Annotated in this window: 27 protein-coding genes; 19 read left to right on the forward strand and 8 right to left on the reverse strand. The window is 39.5% G+C overall.

Annotated features, from left to right (window positions below; genetic code table 11):
- Window positions 1–62 precede the first annotated feature (62 nt).
- Window positions 63–908, reverse strand: coding sequence for a pyrroline-5-carboxylate reductase (gene proC / locus ACVBAX_RS02155; RefSeq protein ID WP_447115709.1), 846 nt, complete (start codon window positions 906–908; stop codon window positions 63–65).
- Between the two features lie 462 nt (window positions 909–1370).
- On the opposite strand from proC, the gene ACVBAX_RS02160 reads away from it, so the two are divergent.
- Together ACVBAX_RS02160 and ACVBAX_RS02165 are read left to right on the forward strand one after the other, a co-directional pair.
- Window positions 1371–2339: an MBL fold metallo-hydrolase gene (locus tag ACVBAX_RS02160; RefSeq protein WP_447115710.1), complete on the forward strand. Its 969-nt coding sequence runs from the start codon at window positions 1371–1373 to the stop codon at window positions 2337–2339.
- Between the two features lie 432 nt (window positions 2340–2771).
- A complete protein-coding gene (locus tag ACVBAX_RS02165) occupies window positions 2772–3575 on the forward strand; it encodes an SDR family NAD(P)-dependent oxidoreductase (RefSeq protein ID WP_447115711.1) in 804 nt (267 codons plus the stop codon).
- 23 nt (window positions 3576–3598) lie between these two features.
- On the opposite strand, the gene ACVBAX_RS02170 is transcribed toward ACVBAX_RS02165, so the two are convergent.
- Window positions 3599–3778 (reverse strand): YqzH family protein, encoded by a 180-nt coding sequence (locus ACVBAX_RS02170; RefSeq protein ID WP_447115712.1) that lies wholly within the window; start codon window positions 3776–3778, stop codon window positions 3599–3601.
- 160 nt (window positions 3779–3938) lie between these two features.
- Here ACVBAX_RS02170 and ACVBAX_RS02175 point away from each other — a divergent pair, with 160 nt between their 5' ends.
- Window positions 3939–5198, forward strand: coding sequence for a Y-family DNA polymerase (locus tag ACVBAX_RS02175; protein WP_447115713.1), 1260 nt, complete (start codon window positions 3939–3941; stop codon window positions 5196–5198).
- A 12-nt stretch (window positions 5199–5210) separates the two neighbouring features.
- The gene (locus tag ACVBAX_RS02180) at window positions 5211–5543 is read left to right on the forward strand and encodes a YolD-like family protein (protein WP_447115714.1); all 333 of its coding nucleotides are present in this window, start codon (window positions 5211–5213) and stop codon (window positions 5541–5543) included.
- Window positions 5544–5577: 34 nt separating this feature from the next.
- Here ACVBAX_RS02180 and ACVBAX_RS02185 read toward each other — a convergent pair whose 3' ends face one another.
- Window positions 5578–5787: a CDGSH iron-sulfur domain-containing protein gene (locus tag ACVBAX_RS02185; RefSeq protein ID WP_433904520.1), complete on the reverse strand. Its 210-nt coding sequence runs from the start codon at window positions 5785–5787 to the stop codon at window positions 5578–5580.
- 146 nt (window positions 5788–5933) lie between these two features.
- On the opposite strand from ACVBAX_RS02185, the gene ACVBAX_RS02190 reads away from it, so the two are divergent.
- Together ACVBAX_RS02190 and ACVBAX_RS02195 are read left to right on the forward strand one after the other, a co-directional pair.
- Window positions 5934–6263: an iron-sulfur cluster biosynthesis family protein gene (locus tag ACVBAX_RS02190; protein WP_447115715.1), complete on the forward strand. Its 330-nt coding sequence runs from the start codon at window positions 5934–5936 to the stop codon at window positions 6261–6263.
- Window positions 6264–6370: 107 nt separating this feature from the next.
- Window positions 6371–6901 carry a hypothetical protein gene (locus ACVBAX_RS02195; protein ID WP_447115716.1) on the forward strand — a complete coding sequence of 177 codons (531 nt, stop codon included), beginning with the start codon at window positions 6371–6373 and terminating at the stop codon, window positions 6899–6901.
- A gap of 20 nt (window positions 6902–6921) precedes the next feature.
- Here ACVBAX_RS02195 and ACVBAX_RS02200 read toward each other — a convergent pair whose 3' ends face one another.
- Window positions 6922–7845 carry an alpha/beta hydrolase gene (locus ACVBAX_RS02200; RefSeq protein ID WP_447116022.1) on the reverse strand — a complete coding sequence of 308 codons (924 nt, stop codon included), beginning with the start codon at window positions 7843–7845 and terminating at the stop codon, window positions 6922–6924.
- An 84-nt stretch (window positions 7846–7929) separates the two neighbouring features.
- Window positions 7930–8832 (reverse strand): hydroxymethylglutaryl-CoA lyase, encoded by a 903-nt coding sequence (locus ACVBAX_RS02205; protein WP_447115717.1) that lies wholly within the window; start codon window positions 8830–8832, stop codon window positions 7930–7932.
- 152 nt (window positions 8833–8984) lie between these two features.
- Here ACVBAX_RS02205 and ACVBAX_RS02210 point away from each other — a divergent pair, with 152 nt between their 5' ends.
- The 3 genes from ACVBAX_RS02210 (at window position 8985) to ACVBAX_RS02220 (ending at window position 10666) form a co-directional block, all read left to right on the forward strand.
- A complete protein-coding gene (locus ACVBAX_RS02210; RefSeq protein WP_447115718.1) occupies window positions 8985–9674 on the forward strand; it encodes a CoA transferase subunit A in 690 nt (229 codons plus the stop codon).
- Window positions 9675–9689: 15 nt separating this feature from the next.
- The gene (locus ACVBAX_RS02215; RefSeq protein ID WP_430772925.1) at window positions 9690–10349 is read left to right on the forward strand and encodes a CoA transferase subunit B; all 660 of its coding nucleotides are present in this window, start codon (window positions 9690–9692) and stop codon (window positions 10347–10349) included.
- Between the two features lie 65 nt (window positions 10350–10414).
- Entirely contained in the window at window positions 10415–10666 is a 252-nt protein-coding gene (locus ACVBAX_RS02220; protein ID WP_447115719.1) for a YqkE family protein, read from the forward strand.
- A 65-nt stretch (window positions 10667–10731) separates the two neighbouring features.
- Here ACVBAX_RS02220 and ACVBAX_RS02225 read toward each other — a convergent pair whose 3' ends face one another.
- Together ACVBAX_RS02225 and mciZ are read right to left on the reverse strand one after the other, a co-directional pair.
- The gene (locus tag ACVBAX_RS02225; RefSeq protein ID WP_447115720.1) at window positions 10732–11640 is read right to left on the reverse strand and encodes an aldo/keto reductase; all 909 of its coding nucleotides are present in this window, start codon (window positions 11638–11640) and stop codon (window positions 10732–10734) included.
- A gap of 84 nt (window positions 11641–11724) precedes the next feature.
- Window positions 11725–11859: a Z-ring formation inhibitor MciZ gene (mciZ, locus tag ACVBAX_RS02230; protein WP_119709016.1), complete on the reverse strand. Its 135-nt coding sequence runs from the start codon at window positions 11857–11859 to the stop codon at window positions 11725–11727.
- A 73-nt stretch (window positions 11860–11932) separates the two neighbouring features.
- Here mciZ and ACVBAX_RS02235 point away from each other — a divergent pair, with 73 nt between their 5' ends.
- Together ACVBAX_RS02235 and ACVBAX_RS02240 are read left to right on the forward strand one after the other, a co-directional pair.
- Entirely contained in the window at window positions 11933–12487 is a 555-nt protein-coding gene (locus ACVBAX_RS02235; protein ID WP_447115721.1) for an NUDIX hydrolase, read from the forward strand.
- Window positions 12484–13647: an endonuclease Q family protein gene (locus ACVBAX_RS02240; protein WP_447115722.1), complete on the forward strand. Its 1164-nt coding sequence runs from the start codon at window positions 12484–12486 to the stop codon at window positions 13645–13647. Before ACVBAX_RS02235 ends, ACVBAX_RS02240 begins: the two co-directional genes overlap by 4 nt.
- A 27-nt stretch (window positions 13648–13674) precedes the next feature.
- Here ACVBAX_RS02240 and ACVBAX_RS02245 read toward each other — a convergent pair whose 3' ends face one another.
- Entirely contained in the window at window positions 13675–14238 is a 564-nt protein-coding gene (locus ACVBAX_RS02245; RefSeq protein ID WP_447115723.1) for a GNAT family N-acetyltransferase, read from the reverse strand.
- 158 nt (window positions 14239–14396) lie between these two features.
- Here ACVBAX_RS02245 and spoIIM point away from each other — a divergent pair, with 158 nt between their 5' ends.
- The 8 genes from spoIIM (at window position 14397) to ACVBAX_RS02285 (ending at window position 21758) form a co-directional block, all read left to right on the forward strand.
- Window positions 14397–15041 (forward strand): stage II sporulation protein M, encoded by a 645-nt coding sequence (gene spoIIM / locus ACVBAX_RS02250; protein ID WP_447115724.1) that lies wholly within the window; start codon window positions 14397–14399, stop codon window positions 15039–15041.
- A gap of 117 nt (window positions 15042–15158) precedes the next feature.
- Window positions 15159–15617, forward strand: a complete 459-nt coding sequence (gene fur / locus ACVBAX_RS02255) for a ferric iron uptake transcriptional regulator (RefSeq protein ID WP_119709011.1) — start codon at window positions 15159–15161, stop codon at window positions 15615–15617.
- A 163-nt stretch (window positions 15618–15780) separates the two neighbouring features.
- A complete protein-coding gene (locus ACVBAX_RS02260; protein ID WP_391559503.1) occupies window positions 15781–16008 on the forward strand; it encodes a YqzK family protein in 228 nt (75 codons plus the stop codon).
- 6 nt (window positions 16009–16014) lie between these two features.
- Window positions 16015–16905 (forward strand): site-specific tyrosine recombinase XerD, encoded by an 891-nt coding sequence (xerD, locus tag ACVBAX_RS02265; RefSeq protein ID WP_447115725.1) that lies wholly within the window; start codon window positions 16015–16017, stop codon window positions 16903–16905.
- A gap of 196 nt (window positions 16906–17101) precedes the next feature.
- Window positions 17102–18283, forward strand: coding sequence for a phosphopentomutase (gene deoB, locus ACVBAX_RS02270; RefSeq protein ID WP_447115726.1), 1182 nt, complete (start codon window positions 17102–17104; stop codon window positions 18281–18283).
- Window positions 18284–18304: 21 nt separating this feature from the next.
- Window positions 18305–19126, forward strand: coding sequence for a purine-nucleoside phosphorylase (locus ACVBAX_RS02275; protein ID WP_447115727.1), 822 nt, complete (start codon window positions 18305–18307; stop codon window positions 19124–19126).
- Between the two features lie 35 nt (window positions 19127–19161).
- Complete coding sequence (locus ACVBAX_RS02280; protein WP_447115728.1) at window positions 19162–20466, forward strand: pyrimidine-nucleoside phosphorylase; 1305 nt, start codon at window positions 19162–19164, stop codon at window positions 20464–20466.
- Between the two features lie 122 nt (window positions 20467–20588).
- Window positions 20589–21758 (forward strand): D-alanyl-D-alanine carboxypeptidase family protein, encoded by a 1170-nt coding sequence (locus ACVBAX_RS02285; RefSeq protein ID WP_447115729.1) that lies wholly within the window; start codon window positions 20589–20591, stop codon window positions 21756–21758.
- The last annotated feature ends 99 nt before the right edge of the window (window positions 21759–21857 follow it).

A 21857-nucleotide genomic window follows, 5' to 3' on the forward strand; every position in this document is an offset into this window, starting at 1 on the left:
GGCTGACCTTTTAATACAAACGGGTGCGTTAGTTAGAAAAGGAGCGGTAAATACATAATTTACTACAAAGTCCTCTGCACACTCTCCATCTGCTCCGCAATATTTTTCCCTAACCGTTTACATTGAGCAGTTGCTTCTTTTATACATTCCACAAACGCTTCCTGAACTCCGTGAGCAGCAAGGATTTTTAATCCAGCTTCCGTTGTTCCACCAGGACTTGTTACCGCATGGCGAAGTTCCTGTGGTGTTTTAGTCGTTTTGGCTACCATATGCGCTGCTCCTATTAAGGTTTGAACAATTAATTGTTGGGCCATTTCTCGCTCTAAGCCTATTTCAACGGCGCTTTTTTCCATCGCTTCAATCAAATAATAGATATAGGCAGGACCACTACCGGATAAGCCTGTGACCGCATCTAACTGGTGTTCCTCTACAAAAGCGGTCATCCCCACTGTGTCAAAAAGCATTTGCACATTACTTTTTTGATCGTCATCTACTTTGTCATTGACCGCAATCGCTGTGGCAGATAGACCTACTGTTGCTGATGTATTAGGCATCGCGCGAACGATTGCTAGCTGCTTTTGTGAAAGTAATTCAATCGAATCCATTGAGACACCTGCTAAAACAGAGACAATCAACATGTTTGACTTTAATAAATGCCGTACTTGTTCAATGGAGGCTGCAGCATCCTTTGGCTTCATCGCAAGTAGAACCATGTCTGCTCCTTCCAATAGTTCACGATGATCATACGTGGAGCTGACGCCGTATTGCTCGTGAAGTGTTGCCAGTCGATCTGCATTGCTGCGATTGGTCACCCATATTTTTTCTGGGGTGATTAATTGATTTTCCACAATCCCCGCAATTAATGCCTCTGACATTGATCCTGCTCCGATAACTGCTATTTTCTCCACGTTTTTTCCTCCTAAAAATCCATTTATAAAAACAAAAAAGACCCTTCATCCTAACAAGGACGAAAGGTTTTAGCTTCCGTGGTACCACCTTCATTTTCATTTTTGCGCGTTCACGCATAAATGAAACTCAAATCCGTTAACGCCGGAGAACACGGTTAGGTTTGCCTAACAGCTCATAAGGTAGGTTCGGTGGGTAAGGGACGGTAAAGCCTCTCAGCCGGTGAGCTTTACTCTCTTTCGTCTTTTGCCACGTACTGGTCTTATTCATTGCCACTTTAACGCTCTAAATGATTTATTAGTGATTATGCAAGATAACAAGCCCTTCTGTCAAGAGGGAATGTAGCTTGACTATTTGCATTTTTCAAAAAACGATATATGAAAATAATGACATTCCTAATAACATTGGGTAAAATATACATATGTACTATTGTTATATAACAATTATAATCAAGGGGTTTGAATATGACAGAATGGCATGATGGAATTGCAAAGCTGGTTTTGCCTACTCCTTTTCCAGTCGGCGATGTGAACGTGTATGTAATAAGGGGGGAACGTTTGACATTAATAGACGTCGGCCCAAATACGGAGGTAGCATTTGTATCGCTTCAAAATCAACTAGCTACACTTGGTCTAAAGGTAACAGATATTGAACAAGTCATACTAACCCATGATCATCCGGATCATGCAGGCTTGCTCGATCAGTTTTCTCCTGATTTAGAGGTTTATGGACATGCTAACAATGAACGCTGGCTGAATCGGACCGAAGAGTTTTATCATGACTACGATTCTTTCTATCGGCAGCTGTTTATGGATTGTGGCATTCCGGACAAGTATTATGACCCTTTTATCGGTGGAATGAAACAAATGCTCTTGTTTTCCTGCAACCGATCCTTATCAGGTACGCTTTCTGAGGGGGAAGTTCCAATCGGATTATCTGAATGGACGGTGATTGAAACGCCTGGTCATGCCCAGAGTCAGATTGGTCTATTTCGTAAAAAGGATGGGGTGCTGATTGGGGGAGATCTTCTATTAGCGCATATTTCAGCGAATCCGCTTCTAGAGCCTCCGCTCCCAGGAGAGAGAGAACGTCCAAAACCACAGCTACAAGTGAATGAATCCTTGCAGAAGCTTCTTACCCTTTCTATACGTCTTACTTATACGGGTCATGGAGAAGAGGTAACGGATGTTCATGGTCTTGTTGAAAAGAGACTATCTCATCAAGTTTTGCGCGCTGAGCAAGTGAAGGAGTGGCTGGAGAAAGAATCTATGAACGCTTTTCAAATATGTCAACGCTTATTTCCTTCTGTCTACAAAAGGCAGCTGGGATTGACCATTTCAGAAACCATCGCACAATTAGACTTTTTATTAGATAGGGAAAAAATAAAAGCCACAAAGGTAAATGGCACCTTTGTTTACCGTACGGCTCCATAAAAAATGAAGCTCCTTTCTAAAAACGGAAAGGTGCTTCATTTTAACGGGTTCGGCTACCTGTCGAACCAATATTCTGCCTCCTCCCCAATTATAAAAGAGAATTAGCAGGGTTCGAAAATTAAGCGGAGAAAATTCTCTTAATTTAGAAATGGCGCTGAAAATAGTTTAAACAGACGGAGAGATTCCGACTATTTACTCAAAAAACGTGAAAATGAGTAATTTTGTTTTGCTTAATCGGAAAATCTCCTCTTATATACCCTGAACCGAACCCTATTCTGCACTTTAACCGAAAAAGCTCCGTTTATTTCAAAATTTTTTGTAGGCTAAATGGTATATCAAATTGAAGGTAAATACGTAGGCTTGATTTTTTTAGCTTTTTTCAAAGGGTTTATGGTAAGTTATATGTAGCTCGACAAATGCTACATAGATAAGATGGTGATTGTATTGGAACAATTAAAAGGGAAAAATATTATTATCACTGGAGCATCTTCTGGGATTGGAGAAAAGGTGGCTCTTATGGCGGCTGAGCGCGGAGCACGGCCCATTCTTGTAGCTCGCTCTATTGACAAGCTACGAACACTCGGTGAGGAAATTAACCAAAAAACGGGTGCGAATGCCTTGTTTTTTCAGTTGGATGTTGGTGATATCAATCAGGTTCAACAGGTGTTTTCACAAATTAAACAAGAGGTTGGTCATATCGATATCCTCATAAACAATGCTGGGTTTGGTGTGTTTGATTCCTTTCATGAGGCCGATTTTGCTGATATTGAAAAAATGTTTCAAGTGAACGTACTCGGTTTAATGGCTTGTACGAAAGAGGTTCTTCCTGTGATGATGGCTCGAAATTCAGGTCATATTATTAATATTGCCTCACAGGCCGGCAAGCTTGCGACTCCTAAATCCAGTGGATATTCGGCTACGAAGCATGCAGTGTTAGGATTTACGAATAGCTTACGACTAGAGCTTGCAAAATCAAATATACGTGTATCGGCGGTAAACCCTGGTCCGATTGAAACCAATTTCTTTTCAATTGCTGATAAATCAGGAAACTACGTAAAAAACGTGAATCGATTCATGCTGAAATCGGATTATGTTGCCGAAAAAATTATTCAATTAATGCTCAACCCTAAGCGTGAGCTTAACCTTCCAGGCTGGATGAATATGGGGAGTACCATCTACAATCTCATCCCAGGGTTAGCTGAACGCTTTGTTGGTGGCTTTTTCGATAAAAAATAAAAATCACCTTGTGGGTGATTTTTTTAATTGGTCAAATATTCATAAACAGCATCGTTGATTAATTCAAATAAAGGAACCTGATCCTCTTGTGCCTGTTCTTCTACTATCCGTTTGTACAATTTCTCATAGTCCTCTTCACTTGCCTCATGCTCGTACTGCTGAAAGCATTGCCTAATCATTTTATAAATAAGTTTCTTCTCCATTCCCTTACACCTCTTCTTTAGGCATTATAACTTATTGATATTCACAAAAGGAAATAGAATAAAATTTCCATTGAAACCGAACGTATATTCGCTTAATATAAGAATATACTAAAGAAAAGAACAAATGTTCCTATTTGATGTTTGGGAGAGAGAGAACACGATGATTAATTACAGTGAGTTGCCCCATCAAACCATTTTATGTGTGGACATGAAGAGTTTTTATGCTAGCTGTTCAGCTGTTATTGAAGGGTTAGATCCACTTGAGTGTTATTTGGCAGTGATTGGAGATAAAGAGCGAGAGGGAAGTATCGTATTAGCTGCATCACCGAAGTTAAAGAAGGAATTTGGGATTAAAACCGGATCAAGGAAGTTTGAAATTCCAGACGATCCGAAAATTCAAGTAGTTGAGCCGAAAATGGCTACTTATTTACGTATTTCCACTGAAATTACGAAGGTGTTTCATCGTTACGTTCCAAAAGAAGCTATTCATACGTATAGCGTCGATGAGAGCTTTCTAAAAATTGATGGAGCCCTTCATTTATGGGGAGATGCCTGGACGGTTGCACAGAAGATTCGTGATGATATTGAGCGAGAATTTCAGCTGCCTTGTGCGATTGGAATTGGTCCGAACATGCTATTATCAAAGCTTTGTCTTGATTTGGAAGCGAAAAAGAAGGGAATTGCTGAATGGACGTACGAGGATGTAAAAACAAAGCTTTGGAATGTTTCTCCTTTACGTGAGATGTGGGGAATAGGAAGAAAGGTAGAGAAAACATTAAATGGAATGGGAATTTTTACGGTCGGTCAGCTTGCTCGCTTTGATTTGAAAAAGCTTGAGAAAAAGTTTGGGATTATGGGAAATCAACTGTACCACCATGCATGGGGAGTGGATTTATCCGAAATTGGAGCACCGATTATGGAGGGACAAATTAGTTTTGGAAAGAGTCAAATTTTGCTTCGTGATTATAAAGAGGAAGTAGAAATCAAACGCGTCATTCTAGAAATGTGTGAAGAGGTCGCGAGAAGAGCACGAACCCATAAGAAGGCAGGTCGAACGATTAGCTTCGGCATTGGTTATAGTCAGGACGAGTTCGGTGGAGGCTTTTACCGTTCGCGGTCAATTGAGGTGCCGACAAACGTGACGATGGAGCTGTATGACGTTTGTCTACGTCTATTTGCGGAGCACTACGAAGGAAAAACGGTACGAAAAATCTCCATCGCCCTTAGCAATATTTGTGATGATACAGACTATCAGTTAAATATTTTTGAACCGAATGGCTGGAAGGAACGAGAGCTCGGCTATGTTGTGGACCGTATCCGCAATCGGTATGGACATGGTGCTCTATTACGTGCGGTATCGTATACAGCAGCGGGAACGGCGAAGCATCGTGCGAAGCTAGTTGGCGGTCATAAGAGGTAAGGAGGAACAAGGATGATTCGAGATAGAGGAAGAATCAAGTGGACATCAATGATGCTTCCTGAGCATGTTAAGCTGTTGCGCGATTGGGCGGAAGCGGATTCTTACGAGAAAGAAAAGGAGATGGATGAACAAAAGCTGGAGGAGATGAACCATTTGTTATTAGCGGCGATGGAGGAGCATCAAGCGGTGATGGTCACTCATTATCGTTACCGGAAGCACGAATTGATTATCGGACAAATCCATTATTGGGATGAGCTTCAGCAAAGGCTTCATATTGTTGATCATTTTGGGGAGGTTCACCGAGTCCCCCTTTCGAGCATTGTAGATGTACAAATGAAAGAGTAAGAGCAGTCTCCGAAAGGAAACCGCTGCTTGAAGATTATTCAGGAGTTTTTACTGCGCGATCACGGGCCTGAAACTTTCCTTTATGCGCTCCATCGCAAAAGGGACGTTTGGATGAGAGACCACAACGGCATAAAGAAAACGTGGGTTTCGTTTCAAATACATTTCCGTCCATATCAATCAATTCAACCTCACCAGTGACACGTAAAGAACCGTTGTCCATTACTTTAATCTGAACCTTCGACAAACTGACCACTCCTATCAAAAAAATGTAATAATCTCGTAAAGAATTCATTGCCGAAAAGCAAATCATAGGGCAATAAAAAAACGCTATGTTACAATGATTATATGAAGTGACATAGGAAACATGATGAAAAGCTGGAGGAACAGACAATGAATATTACGATAACAGAAATAGCAGCAAAAAAAATAAGCGAGAAAATAAATGGAAAGAAAGGCTTTTTGAAGCTAAAGTACGATATAGAAGGCTGTGGGTGTGTAGTAAGTGGCGTACCAACTCTATGGTTAGTGAATGAGCTGGATGAGGATGATGATACAGCCATTGAAACGAACGAGCAAACGGTGTATATCGAAAAATCAAAGGCAGTATTTCTTGATGAAGAACTAAAAATTGATTTCTCTAAAGACTCAAATACATTCCAATTAAAAAGTGTAGGACAATACCTAAATCCAAGAATGGCCTTTGTCGATAAAACAAAATAAAACTATTCAACGAGCAGATCAACTAAAAAAGTAGATCTGTTTTTCTTTTTATAGAAAATTAGCATTTTTTGGATGTTTCTTACATTCACTGATAGTGGGGGGATGATATGCGAAATTGGCGAGGAATACTGCTAATTGGTATTGCTATTCTACTCACATCATGTCGGGCAGCAACTATAGAAGTGGCAGTGCCTTTTGAAGTAAAAGAAACGATTGTAGAAGAAAAGCTTACGGATGGTGCCATCATCATGTATACAACAGCTCAAGAGCATGAAGGAGAAGATTTTGATGCGATAAGCATCGCATACCTGGAGGGAGATGAAGAGAAAGGCTGGACGAATGAAGGTGGTAATCATTGGGAATATAAAGGAACTAACCCACTAACCGTCTATTACCGAGATATATATGATTATAGTAGTCAGGGGAAAATTCTGAGTAAATTTCAGCTTACATATGGACAGGTAGAAAGTACAGATATTGTCTCTATAGAAGGGTCGGAAACGGGAAATCATTACACCAATCTAAATATTATTGAAAAAGAAGGGAAAAGATATTTTTTTGAAATGAAAAAATACCCTTACATCCGAGCACTAGATAAAGAAAAGAAAGTGATTGCGGAAGAAAAGCCGAGACGCTAGAGTCTCGGCTGTTTTTTTTTTCACTCAGTTAATAGAGGAGAGAACACAAAGTCATGGAGAAATTCATCAATCACCTGTTCGTAGTCCTCTTTGTTTTCATTTAGTGATTGGGCATGGACCCCATTTTCAGCGAGAAATAATTTTTTGGGTCCCTTCTTTTTTTCATACAAGGCTTGTGTCATTGTTGGAAGAATAAAATCATCCTTTTTGCTGTGAATAAAAAGAATCGGTTTTTTAATCGAGTCAATAACGGTAATCGGAGCGATGCTTTGTAAGGAGTAGCGATCGCGCATTCGCAGGAACAAGTCTGCGACAGGGAGAAACACCTTTCCAGGAAGCTTTAATTCTCGCTTTAAACGATAAGCAAGCTGCTCCTTAAAGTCAGAAAAAGGACAATCAGCAATGTAAAAATCAGCCCCATCCTCCAGCATTCCTGCATACAATAGCATGGTTGCGGCACCCATTGATTCCCCATGAATACCAAGAAGGAGCTGTGGACCTTGGTCAGCTTTTAACCAGTCAACAATCGCTTTTAAATCAAATTTTTCATAGTGACCGTAGCTAGTCGTTTTTCCTCCAGATTCTCCGTGGCGACGATGGTCATAAATAACCGCGTTAAAGCCTCTTTCGATAAACAAATTCATGTATTTAATGGAATTGATTTTATTTTCGGTAACACCATGACAGATAATCACATACTTCTTTGTATGATGCGGCTCGAGCACAATGGCTTTTAATTGGTATCCAAATGGTGAGGTAATTAGTACTTCACGTTTAGGAATCCGATCAAAATCATCAGGGTTGTAACGACCTGCTGTCTGTTCACGATCAACAACGAAAAGTGGATCCTTTGTTCTCATATACATAAGCCGATTGGTAAAGTACAAACCGAACGTGATAAAAAAAAGAAAAAACCCTAAAAGGAAACGGAGTGCTTTTCTCAGGCAAACATCCCTCCGATACATAATGTTTTACTTAAGTTTACCATTCTGAAGAAAATTAAAACAAAAAAAAGCTTAGAAGTGTATCTAAGCTTTTTGCTGAAGCGTGTAGTAAGAGCTTGTAATAGGGACAGGAAGATAAGGAGCAATGATCTCAATGGCTTGTGCCAAATGAGGCAATTGTATACCCGTTTGGATTCCCATTCGCTCTAGCATGAATACGACATCTTCAGTCGCGACATTTCCAGAGGCCCCAGGAGCAAATGGACAACCACCGATTCCCCCGGCAGAAGTATCATAGCGGGTAACCCCTGCTTGTAGAGCGGCAAATATATTGGCAAGTGCCATTCCTCGAGTGTCGTGAAAATGGGCTGTAATAAGTGTAGAAGCAAAGAGATTAGTAAGCTTTGAAAATAAAGAATACGATTCGTGCGGTGCAGCCATCCCGATGGTGTCTGCAACACTTAATTCATCCACCCCTGCTTGAACAAATTGCTCACATAATTGAATCGTTTCTCTTTCTTCGACTCGGCCTTCGAACGGGCAGTAAAAAGCGGTTGAAATGCATGCTCGTACAAAAACACCTTGCGCTTTTAGTTCTTTTATAAGTGGGAGAAGCTCTTCCATCGCCTGAGCCGTTGTTCGATTAATATTCTTTTGGTTAAACGGGTTGCTTACTCCAACGAACAGAGCAATTTCTTGGCAATTGGACAAGCGAGCGCGCTGAATACCTGAACGATTAGGAGTTAGAACAATGGTCCGGGTGTTAGGGTCTAGGGAGTGCCAGACAATATCCTCGGCATCTTGCATTTGTGGAACCCATTTTGGTGAGACAAAGGAGGTAATCTCCATTTCTTTAATACCCGATTTCTTTAATTGGTCAATAAACTGAAGCTTTGCCTCAGTTGGTATAAAAACGCTTACATTTTGAAGACCATCACGAGGACCGACTTCAATAATTGTGGCTTTCTTAGGTAAAACAATCGTCATGTTTTATTCACCCCTTCATACGTTAATTGTAGAGTGGTTGATTTTAAATATGCAAGAATAATAGAAATTTTCTCAAAGATAGAAGGGTTTTTCTGTTTCCGCTAGAAATATAACAAGTGGTAGCGTTTACATAAAAAGAAGGGGTGAATGAGGTGAAACCAATTTATACGTCTTATTTGGAGGCGGTAAAGGATATTCATGATGGTGCAACTCTGATGGTAGGGGGATTTGGACTTTGTGGAATTCCAGAGAATTTAATATTAGCTCTCGTTGAAAAGAAGGTCACTGACTTGACGGTCATTTCTAATAACTGTGGAGTAGATGAATGGGGTCTAGGACTGTTACTAAAAAATAAGCAGATTAAAAAAATGATTGGGTCCTATGTGGGTGAAAATAAAGAGTTTGAAAGACAAGTATTGTCAGGGGAACTTGAAGTGGAATTGACTCCACAAGGGACGCTAGCTGAAAAGATTCGAGCCGGTGGAGCAGGTATTCCTGCCTTTTATACGCCTGCTGGAGTGGGAACGCCGATTGCTGAAGGCAAAGAGACGAGAGTGTTTAATGGGAAAGAGTATTTACTAGAAGAGGCCCTCCATGCTGACTTTAGTTTAGTTCGAGCGTGGAAGGCAGATAAGATGGGAAATCTCATTTATCATAAGACGGCTCGTAATTTTAACCCAATGATTGCCGCGGCGGGGAATGTAACCATTGCAGAGGTTGAGCATTTATACGAAACAGGTGAATTAAATCCAAATGAAATTCATACACCAAGCATTTATGTGCAACGACTGATTGAGGGGAAACAGGAGAAAAGGATTGAAAGGCTAACCGTTCAAGGGTAGAAAGGGAGTGGGGACATGACAAATATTCGGGAGAGAATTGCCAAAAGAGCAGAAAAGGAAATTGAAAGCGGCTACTACGTTAACTTAGGCATAGGCATGCCGACTCTTGTGGCAAATTTTATTTCAAAAGATAAAGAAGTGGTTTTGCAATCTGAAAATGGACTCCTCGGAATCGGACCTTTTCCTAAGGAAGAGGAAGTGGATGCCGATTTGATTAATGCGGGGAAAGAAACGGTAACAGCCATACCAGGTGCAGCTTATTTTGACAGTGCAGAGTCATTTGCAATGATTCGTGGAGGTCATGTAGACATTGCTATCCTTGGAGGGATGGAAGTCTCTGAAACGGGAGATTTGGCGAACTGGATGATCCCAGGGAAAATGATTAAAGGCATGGGTGGAGCTATGGACCTTGTTCATGGAGCGAGAAAAATCATCGTCATCATGGAGCATACAAATAAAAAAGGTGACGCAAAAATCCTTAAAAATTGTAGTTTGCCTTTAACGGGGCAAGGAGTAGTGGACCGAATTATTACTGACAGAGCTGTTATTGATGTAACTTCTAATGGGTTAAAGCTTGTGGAAGTGGCAAAGGGCTATACGGTAGAGGATGTGGTTGCATCCACAGAACCTGAGCTATTAATTGATGATAAGGTCCGGTTAGATGGTTTTGAGTGATGGATAGAACGATGACCGAACATTTGGTATAATATTCGTCATCAACATGTAGAGAGGGATTTTGAATGAAAAAGAAAAAACAAACTCGCCCGGCTCAAAAGAAAGTCGAAGACAAGCCAGTCACTCTTGGGGACCTATTGAATGTGGAGCTAGTTAAACAATTAAAGAATACTAAAAATGAACTTGAGGAAGAAGCTCAAGCTAAAAAGGAAGCGGAAGAGGAAAGAAAAAGAGAAGAACGCCGCCTAAAAGAAAAAAACAAAACATTCGAAGAGCTCCTAAATGAAAGTGAGTTTGATTGGAAAAAGTTTAAGTGATTGCACATGTTGGTCCTTCATCTTTGTGATGAAGGACCTTCCATTGTTAGACGTGCATTTTCAGATTACCGATGCTGGCCATACAAACTCACTTTTGACACTTCCTTAATAAAAGAAACCTCTTCTTCTGATAAGGATTGAGAACGAACTGCATTTGCATTGTTCTTCACTTGTTCCACTGAGCTTGCACCAGCAACAACACTCGCAATCGTCGGGTTATGAAGAACGTATCGTAAAGCAACTTCAGTTAAAGATCGATCCCCAAAATGGTTTTTCAATTCTAATAAGAGCGAGCGTACCTCTTCCTCTGAATAATCCATAAACCCCTTTTCCGTAATTTTATTTACACCAACATCGCTTAATAAACCCTTTGCAACAGGTCCTCGTGCCACAACTGAAATATCATTCTCACGAAGAACACTTAAAGCTTCCTCTTCCGGACGGCGATCAAGGATACTGTACTGCATCATCACGGATGAGATATTCGATTTACTAGCATATTCCCGAATCACATTTGGTCGGATCGAGGAGATGCCGTAATATTTAATAAACCCTTCACTAACCAGCTCTTCAAATGCCTCAATGGTTTCATCAATTGGATCATCCAAAGTTCCGCCATGAAGTTGATATAAATCAATATAATCAGTTCCAAGTCTAGTAAGACTGTCTTTAACTGCTTCCTTAATATACGTTTTGCTCGGATCCCAGCTCCAACCATCCTTATTGTTGTTCCAGCGATTACCGACCTTTGTTGCAATAATTACCTGCTCTCGAACAGGCTTCAAGGCTTGTCCGACAATTGATTCATTCACTCCAAAATCGTATAAGTCTGCCGTATCAAAATAATTGACTCCTTCTTCAAGAGCGGCGTTGATGATTCGTTCTGCTGCAAGTTCATTTGTTCCAAGCGTCATGCATCCAAGTCCTAGCTCTGTTACATACAAATCCGACTTACCGAGACGTCTCTTTTCCATGGGATAAGCACCTTCTTATATAAAATAGTTTACCTTCTGCACATTATTTTACAGAAAATTTTCCATTGATGCGAAGAACAAGCATTACTTTTTCTTTCTCTCACCCTCCACCCAGTCTTTTACAAGAGTATAGTCTTTAGAATATTGGAGAAGTTTGTGTCGAATTTCCCATGCTTTCCCGACAAGAACAATTCCTTTTCCATGTAAGTATATTTTCATCACTTTCCTCCAAATTAAGGTATGATAAAATGTATGAGGAAACTAGCTGACTATAGAACAGGAGTGGAGACAAATGAGTTCATCCTTTGAAGAAAAAACAATAAAATCAGAAAAGATCTTCTCTGGGAAAATCATCTCGTTACAGGTAGACGATGTGGAGTTACCAAATGGAAAGCATTCGAAACGCGAACTGATTAAACACCCAGGGGCAGTTGCTGTTATTGCAATTACGGATGAAGGAAAAATCGTAATGGTTGAGCAATACAGAAAGGCTTTGGAAAGAGATGTAGTGGAAATCCCTGCAGGAAAGCTTGAAAAGGGAGAAGAACCATCCCTTTGTGCGAAGCGTGAGCTAGAAGAAGAGACAGGTTATGTATGCAAAACCCTAGACTGGTTGATTTCTTTTTACACATCACCTGGATTCGCGGATGAAATTGTTCATTTATATGTGGCACGTGGGTTAGAGAAAAAAGAAGACGCTGCACCACCTGACGAGGATGAATTCGTTACATTAGTAGAGCTAACGCTTAATGAAGCACTGGAATACATAGAAGAGAGAAAAATATATGATGCAAAAACAGCCTACGCTGTTCAATACTTACAACTTCAAGAGGCATTGAAGAAATGAACTCATACTTCGCCGACCTTCACATCCATATTGGGAGAACATGGAATGGGAAGGCAGTGAAAATAACGGGGTCAAAATCATTAACGTTTACGAATATTATTCAGCATGCAAAAATGATTAAAGGATTGGATATTATTGGAATCATCGATTGCCATTCACCTGAGGTCATTCAAGAAATGGAAGCCTTGATGAGCGAAGGGGAAATAATAGAGGCTAAAAGAGGTGGTTTGCTGTATGGAGACATGCTTATCCTAATGGGTTCTGAACTTGAAATCTATGACGATAACTGCAAGGGGCCCATTCATATACTAGCCTTTTTGCCTGACATGGCTCGATTAAAGGAATTTTCACAATGGCTTTCCAGTCATTTGAAAAATATCAACCTCAGCTCGCAGCGTGTGTATGTCACAGGACTTGAGTTACAGAAAAAGGTGAAGGAGCTAGGAGGATTATTTATTCCGGCCCATGTATTTACTCCTTTTAAAAGCTTGTTTGGCAAGGGAGTAGAACAGTCACTAACCGAAGTTTTTGACCCGGACTTAATAGACGGTATTGAGCTTGGATTAAGCGCTAATACGCAAATGGCAGACCAAATAGGAGAGCTTCATCGGTATTCGTATGTGACGAATTCGGATGCACACTCATTAGGGAAAATTGCAAGAGAATATCAGCAGATAAAAATGAAAGAGCTGTCTTTTACTAGTTTTCAGGAGGCTTTATACAACCAAGATGGGCAGTATGTGGAAGCAAATTATGGACTTGATCCATTGCTTGGAAAGTATCACGAAACCGTATGTGCTCACTGCCATGAAAAAGTTCAGTTGTCCGATCATTCATGTGAAGCTTGTGGACATACAAAATTCATTAAAGGAGTCGCAACAAGAATACGAGAGCTTCAGACCTCTAAAGAGGGAAAGAGAGGGCGACCTCCATATATTCATCAAGTTCCTTTAGACTTCATTCCAGGACTCGGACCAAAACTTTTCCAAAAATTGTTAGATCATTTTGGCACGGAAATGGCCATTCTCCACCACGTACCGGAAGAAGCTTTACATGAGATTGTACCAAAACGCGTGGCAGAATTAATTGTTTCAGCTAGAAATGGAGAACTTCATTTCCATGCAGGCGGTGGCGGAAGATACGGGAAGATTATTGATTAGAAGAGACAGTAGCAGTTACTGTCTCTTTTATAATTTAAGCTTTGAAAAAACACAGGTATCCCTAAGTGTTTTTCCATCTGCACTTTTACTATTATTTTTTAAGGTGGCTTCTAGGGTGAATCCGAGTTTTTCAGGAATGCTTCTACTAGCGATATTATCCGGATCACAACGGATTTCCACACGATTCGCTTGCAAATCTTCAAAAACAGTTTTTATTAAAATAGCTGTGGATTCAGTTATATACCCCTTTTTTGTCAAGCGGCTGTCACACCAATAACCGATCTCAAAGCAACCTGCCTCCCAATTAATTCGGTGCAGTCCTGTAGAACCAATAAATTGATGATCCTCTTTTCTGAAAATATGAAGGCGAATATCCTCTTTTAATATAAATTGTGCATACGATTTTCTAACCCCTTCTTCTACCTCCTCGAGTGTTTGATTAGTATGAGCGAAAGGGAGCCACTGTTGTAATTCGTTTAGGGAAGCTTGAATGGCTTCATACACAAGATGACCGTCTCCAGGCATACAAGGTCGAATATAAAGACGCTCTGATTCTATTTTTTCTGGAAAATCTATTAATATAGGTTTCATTCAATATTCCTCCTGAAAATAGAGATTTTGAGTATTATAACTGGTTAGTTATGGTTAGGACAAGAGGATTTTTAACAGTTTTAGGAATCTATCTAGTCATACCTTTACTAGAGTTCGCATACATTTTACTAACTGAGTTGTAAGGGGAGGAAAGGCAATTGAAGAAAAGAAAATACCAAAACGTCGTAGCAATGCATTTCCGCGAGCACTCCTCGATTTATTTATTTGTCGTGGTGTTATTTCTAATGGGAGTCATCTTTGGGGCGATTATCGTCAATAGCTTAAGCTTTACCCAGAAGGAAGACCTATTTTATTATTTGTCACAATTTTTCGGACAAGTATCAGACGGAAAAGTAGCGGCCTCAAAAGATTTGTTTTACCAAAGCTTTTTTCATAACAGTAAGTTTGTGGGGCTTATGTGGGTATTAGGTGTATCCATTATCGGTTTACCGATTACACTTATACTTTTGTTTATGAAAGGAATGGTTATTGGGTTTACGGTTGGTTTTTTAGTGAATCAAATGGGATGGGAAGGATTTGTTTTATCATTTGTATCTGTCCTTCCTCAAAATCTATTAATTATCCCAGTATTTATAATCGGTGCTACTCTGTCAGTAGCATTCTCACTAAAGATGATTCGAAGACAGTTTATGAAAAAACAGGGCCAGCCAATCATGCCGATGCTAGGTGGATACGTTGCAGCCTTTTTAGCAGCTCTCGTATTTATTGCCATAGCTGCTGCCATTGAAGCATATATATCACCATTATTAATGAAATCAATTGTTGAATCGATTCATCCTTAATGATAATCATTTTTATATGATAATAGTTATTTTCGCTTATTTGTAATTATTTTATTTTGAAAGTCTATTTCCATCTGTTATAATGGTTATTGACAGTGGCGAGGGAGGACTTTCGTGATGGAAAATCGAATTGATAGAATTAAAAAACAGTTACATTCGTCCAGTTACAAGTTAACACCTCAGCGCGAAGCAACCGTTCGAGTGTTATTAGAGCATGAAGAGGATCATTTAAGTGCGGAAGATGTATACCTCCTTGTAAAAGAAAAATCGCCTGAGATTGGATTGGCAACTGTTTATCGAACTCTAGAATTACTTACAGAATTGAAAATTGTTGATAAAATAAACTTTGGAGATGGAGTCTCAAGGTACGACCTAAGACAAGAAGGTGCAGCACACTTTCATCACCATTTAGTATGTATTGAATGTGGAGCAGTTGACGAGATACAAGAAGATCTACTTGAAGATGTGGAAGAGACGGTAGAGCGCCGCTGGAACTTTAAAATTAAGGACCACCGTTTAACTTTTCATGGTATATGCCACCGCTGTCATGACAAAGTAGAGGCAGAAGAAGAATAAACCAGCAAAACCTTTTCAAATGGAAAGGTTTTTTATTTTTGTTCTTTTTATAAACAGTTAAAGCCCTTTAGGTATAATTCTTGTCCAAACTGGCATACCCTTTATTAGTAGGTTCTTTAAGAGTAAGAGCCAGTACTTATTTTGGACTTGGAGGACATCAGAAATGAAAACGTGGTTCCAGCTCGTTTTTCAAACCTTGAAGGTATTTATCCTTTTTACCGGATGCACAATTCTCTTTTATTATGGTATTATGTGGGTAAATGAAGAGTATCAAGATTATCATCGATACGATGAACCAAACGGGACAGCGGTAAAAGTGTCAGCAAATGTAGATGCTGAAAAATCTACTTGGTTTGATCGCATCGTTCTTTTTTACTTAAATGGGGAGTAATGTTGGATGGAAGATGAGTTAAAGGACTTTATGCATTTTCTGATAGTTGAAAAGGCATTAGCTAAAAATACGATTGTATCATACGAACGAGATTTAAAAGCATACTTAAAATATATAAAGACAGTAGAAAATGTTCAATCCATTAACGATGTCGGCCGAATTCAGATTGTACACTTTTTAGGTCATTTAAAAGAACAGGGAAAATCGTCCAGAACGATTGCGAGAAATATAGCTTCTATACGGGCTTTTCATCAGTTCTTGTTACGTGAAAAAGTAGCAGAGCAGGATCCTTCTGTTCATATTGAAACACCTCAGCTTGAACGAACACTTCCAAAGGTGTTGAATCTGCAAGAGGTAGAAAGTTTGTTAGATGTACCCAAGCTTCATACCCATTACGGATTGCGCGATAAAGCGATGCTGGAGCTTTTATATGCAACAGGAATTCGTGTAAGTGAACTAATTGGTTTGAATCTCGATGATGCCCATTTAACAATGGGATTTGTTCGTTGTATTGGAAAAGGAAATAAAGAGCGAATTATTCCATTAGGCCGAACAGCCGCAACAGCCATTCAAGAGTATTTAGACAAGGGGCGCCCGCAATTCATTAAAAACCAGCGTGAAGACTCGTTGTTCGTCAACCATCATGGAAGAAGATTAACAAGACAGGGATTCTGGAAGATTTTAAAGGGATTAACGAAGGAAGCCGGCATTGAGAAGGAACTAACTCCTCATACACTTAGACATTCCTTTGCTACACATCTTCTCGAGAATGGAGCAGATTTAAGAGCGGTTCAGGAAATGCTAGGACATTCGGATATATCAACTACGCAAATATACACACATGTAACGAAAACACGTTTAAAGGACGTGTATAGTCAATTCCACCCAAGAGCCTAATAGATTAAGAGAAAGTAATAAATGTTCAAAAAGCTGCCATGAAAAGATAGCAGCTTTTCGTTGTGTTTTATATGAAACTTCTTGTACAATGAAGATGTCAGACTTCTGACGTTGTTAGAAATTGATCCGTCAAATTAATATTTGGGAAAGCTATTTGAAGAGAGTTGTAAACGGTTAATATTAAGGAGGAAAATGAATGCCTTATCAATATAAACGGATTTTTTTAATTGTGATGGATTCCGTTGGGATCGGTGAAGCAAGAGATGCCGAGAGATTTGGAGATAAAGGTTCAAATACATTAGGTCATATTGCAGAAAGAATGAATGGTTTACATATGCCGAATATGGCAAAGCTTGGCCTTAGTAATATTGAGCTAGTAGGTGGAATTGAAAAAGCGGAGTCCCCGCTTGCTTACTATACAAAAATGCAAGAAGCTTCTAATGGAAAAGATACGATGACAGGTCATTGGGAGATCATGGGGCTTAATATTAAAACCCCGTTTAAAGTATTCCCGGATGGTTTTCCGGATGAATTGTTAACTGAACTAGAAGAAAAATCGGGTAGAAAAATTATTGGAAATAAGCCTGCCAGTGGAACGGAAATTCTTGATGAACTGGGTGAAGAGCATATGAAGACAGGTGCATTAATTGTCTATACATCTGCTGATTCCGTTTTGCAAATTGCGGCACATGAAGACATTGTTCCGATTGAAGAGCAATATAAAATCTGTAAAATAGCTAGAGAGCTAACCTTGGATGAAAAATACATGGTCGGTAGAATTATTGCCAGACCGTTTGTAGGAGAACCAGGGAATTTTAAGAGAACTGCGAACCGTCATGATTATGCACTAAAACCATTCGATAGAACAGTAATGAATGAATTAAAGGATGGCAAGTTTGATGTGATTGCGATAGGGAAGATATCAGATATTTACGACGGCGAAGGAGTAACTAGGTCTTTACGTACGGTGTCTAATATGGATGGAATGGATAAGCTTGTTCAAACGCTTGATATGGATTTTACAGGCTTGAGCTTTTTAAATTTAGTTGATTTTGATGCATTATTTGGTCATCGTAGAGACCCTATTGGCTACGGAAAAGCTTTAGAAGAGTATGACGCACGCTTACCTGAAGTATTTGAAAAACTAAAAGACGATGATTTGTTAATCATTACGGCAGATCACGGAAATGATCCGGTTCACCCTGGAACAGACCATACACGTGAATACGTTCCTTTACTAGTCTATTCACCTATGATGAAGGGTGGAAAAAAACTGCCGATTCGTGAGACATTTGCAGATATTGGCGCAACCGTAGCAGAGAATTTTCAAGTGGAAATGCCAAAGTATGGAAAAAGCTTTTTAAACGAATTAAATTAAATCTTAAAGGAGTTTTGTAAGATGGACGTGTTAAACATAAATAATTCAGCTTCGTTTTTAAAAGAAAAATACAAAGAAACACCAAAAATTGGACTGATCCTTGGTTCCGGGCTAGGTGTGCTTGCGGATGAGATTCTTGAGCCTACAAAAATTCCATACAATGAAATACCTGATTTCCCCGTTTCAACAGTTGAAGGACATGCAGGACAGCTTGTATTTGGGACGTTAGAAGGTGTTGAGGTCGTCGCCATGCAAGGGAGATTTCATTACTACGAGGGTTATAGCTTTGATAAAGTGACATTTCCTGTTCGCGTAATGAAAGAACTTGGCGTCGAGATACTAATTGTCACAAATGCAGCGGGTGGTGTAAATGAGTCCTTTCATCCAGGTGATTTAATGTTAATTACCGATCATATTAATAATATGGGATCGAATCCATTAATCGGACCCAATGATTCAAGATTAGGCGTACGGTTCCCTGATATGTCTGAAGCCTATTCAAGGGATTTACGTGAAAAAGCAAAGCAGGTAGCTAATGGCTTAGGTCTTACTCTTCAAGAGGGAGTGTATGTTGGAAACACGGGACCTACATATGAGACACCAGCAGAAGTTCGTATGTTACGTGTGATGGGTGGCGACGCAGTTGGAATGTCAACTGTTCCGGAGGTTATTGTTGCAAGACATGCGAACTTAAAAATTCTAGGCATCTCTTGTATTTCCAATATGGCAGCAGGAATACTAGACCAGCCGTTAAATCACGAGGAAGTAATAGAAACAACAGAAAAAGTAAAACATGACTTTTTAAGATTAGTTAAAGCAGTGGTTAAGGAAATAGGAGCATAAAAGAAAAAAATATTCCTTATAAAGCGGTGAGAAAAATGAGAATGGTTGATATTATTGAGAAAAAACGTGATGGCAAAGAATTAACGACAGAAGAAATTCAATTTTGTATAAAAGGATACACAGATGGAAGCATTCCTGATTATCAAATGAGTGCTCTTACGATGGCAATCGTGTTTCAAGGTATGTCAGAGGCTGAAAGAGCGACTCTAACGATGGCTATGGTTGAGTCAGGAGACCAAATCGATCTATCTGCGATACATGGAATCAAGGTGGATAAACACTCTACAGGAGGAGTGGGAGATACAACCACTCTCGTATTAGGCCCATTGGTAGCTTCTGTAGGCGTACCAGTTGCCAAAATGTCTGGAAGAGGGCTCGGACATACAGGTGGAACCATTGATAAACTTGAATCGGTTGAAGGTTTTCATGTGGAATTAGAAAATGAAGAGTTTGTCCGTCTAGTGAACCAAAATAAAATAGCGGTTATTGGCCAAAGTGGGAACTTAACACCAGCTGATAAAAAGCTTTACGCCCTTAGAGATGTAACAGGTACGGTAGAGAGTATTCCATTAATTGCTAGCTCTATTATGAGTAAAAAAATTGCAGCTGGTGCCGATGCGATTGTGTTAGACGTAAAAACAGGTGCTGGAGCTTTCATGAAAACTCTTGAGGATTCTCGTGAACTTGCGAAAGCAATGGTACGAATCGGAAACAATGTTGGCCGGAGAACGATGGCTGTCATCTCTGATATGAGCCAGCCTCTAGGATTTGCAATTGGAAATGCTTTAGAAGTAAAGGAAGCCATTGATACGTTAAAAGGGGAAGGCCCAGAGGACTTAACAGAACTATGTTTAACTCTTGGTAGCCATATGGTCCTGTTAGCTGATAAAGCTACAAATGTAGAAGAGGCACGTCAAATGCTAAAGAATGCGATAAAGGATGGTTCAGCACTTGAAACATTGAAAGTTTTCCTACGTTCTCAAGGAGGCGATGATTCTGTTGTTGACGATCCATCAAGACTGCCACAAGCCAGCTTTAAGATAGAAGTAGAAGCGAAGGAAGAAGGCTATATCGCAGAAATTATTGCAGATGAAATTGGAACAGCTGCCATGCTTTTAGGAGCTGGTAGAGCGACAAAGGAATCAGAAATCGATCTAGCTGTTGGCCTTTTATTAAAAAAGAAAATTGGAGATCAAGTTCAAGTAGGAGAATCCATCGTTACCATTTATAGTAATTTTGAGGATGTCCAAGAAGTTAAAGAAAAGATTTATAATAGCATCACCATCACGAAAGAAAAAATCTCAGCACCCATACTAGTTCATGAAGAAATAACCGAATAGCAAGTATAAAACCTTCCTAAAATTAGGGAGGTTTTTTATTTTTTTCTTTGATTGGTTCTTTTTGTATATTTTCTCTTTTCTTGGTGAAAAATGGATGTATAAAGAATGGAGGGCTATGTGCTATGAAGAAGATTCTATCATTATTAATGGCTTTTACTTTTTTAACATCTATTGCAACCCCAACTTTTGCTGAAGAGAAAACAACGGGTGTTGAGCTTGTTGATAATGCAAAGTCAGCCGTATTAATTGAAAGAGATACTGGAACAATTCTTTATAACAAAAACAGTGATGAAATGCTTCCACCTGCTAGTATGACAAAAATCATGACGATGCTGTTAATTATGGAAGCTATCGACTTAGGAAAAATAAAATGGGATGAAAGTATTCGGACAAGTGAATACGCAGCTTCCATGGGAGGTTCTCAGATTTTCCTAGAGCCTGGGGAAGAAATGACCACTGAAGAAATGCTTAAAGGAATAGCGATTGGTTCTGCCAATGACGCTTCCGTTGCGATGGCGGAAAGAATTGCAGGTTCTGAGGAAGCTTTTGTCGAGATGATGAATGCGAAGGTTAAAGAACTAGGCTTGAAAAATACGGTTTTTAAAAATGTTACCGGTTTACCGGAGGATGGACATTATAGTACAGCTCATGACATGGCAGTTATGGCAAAAGAGCTATTAAAATATGAAGGAATTACAAAATTTACAGGTACATACGAAGCCTACTTACGCGAACAAAGTGATAAAAAGTTTTGGCTTGTTAATACAAATCGTCTCGTTCGTTTTTATCCTGGAGTCGATGGGTTAAAAACTGGTTTTACTAACGAGGCAAAATACTGCTTAACTGCAACCGCAGAGAAAGATGGAATGCGTGTGATTGCAGTTGTCTTTGGTGCCCCAACCTCTAAAGAACGAAATGCTCAAATTTCGAAGATGCTGGACTATGCTTTTGCACAGTATCAAACGCATCCAATGTATGAAAGAAGTTTTTCAGTGGGTGAAGTTAAGGTGAGCAAAGGTAGTGAGAGCAAGGTGGAGGCCCTTACAAGTGAACCGATTTCCTTGTTAACGAAAAAAGGTGAAAAAGTGGATGATGTAAAGAAGGAAATCACTTACGAAAAAGATTTAAAAGCACCAATTGAAAAAGGACAGACCATAGGTTCATTAAAGCTTGTAAAAAATGGAGAGACACTTGTGTCGAGTCCGCTTGTAGCGGAAGCATCTGTGAAAGAAGCAAATTGGTGGACGCTTTATAAACGCGCGTTTGGTATGTTCACAAAAACGACCAAATAAATATGTCGAATGATTTTTAATTCATACTTTTTTTAGCGAATGAACACTAGTTTTGTCTGTAAGAAGGAAATCATCATTCCAATATCGAAAAAGACTCAC

Source organism: Robertmurraya sp. GLU-23 (genome assembly GCF_052983275.1).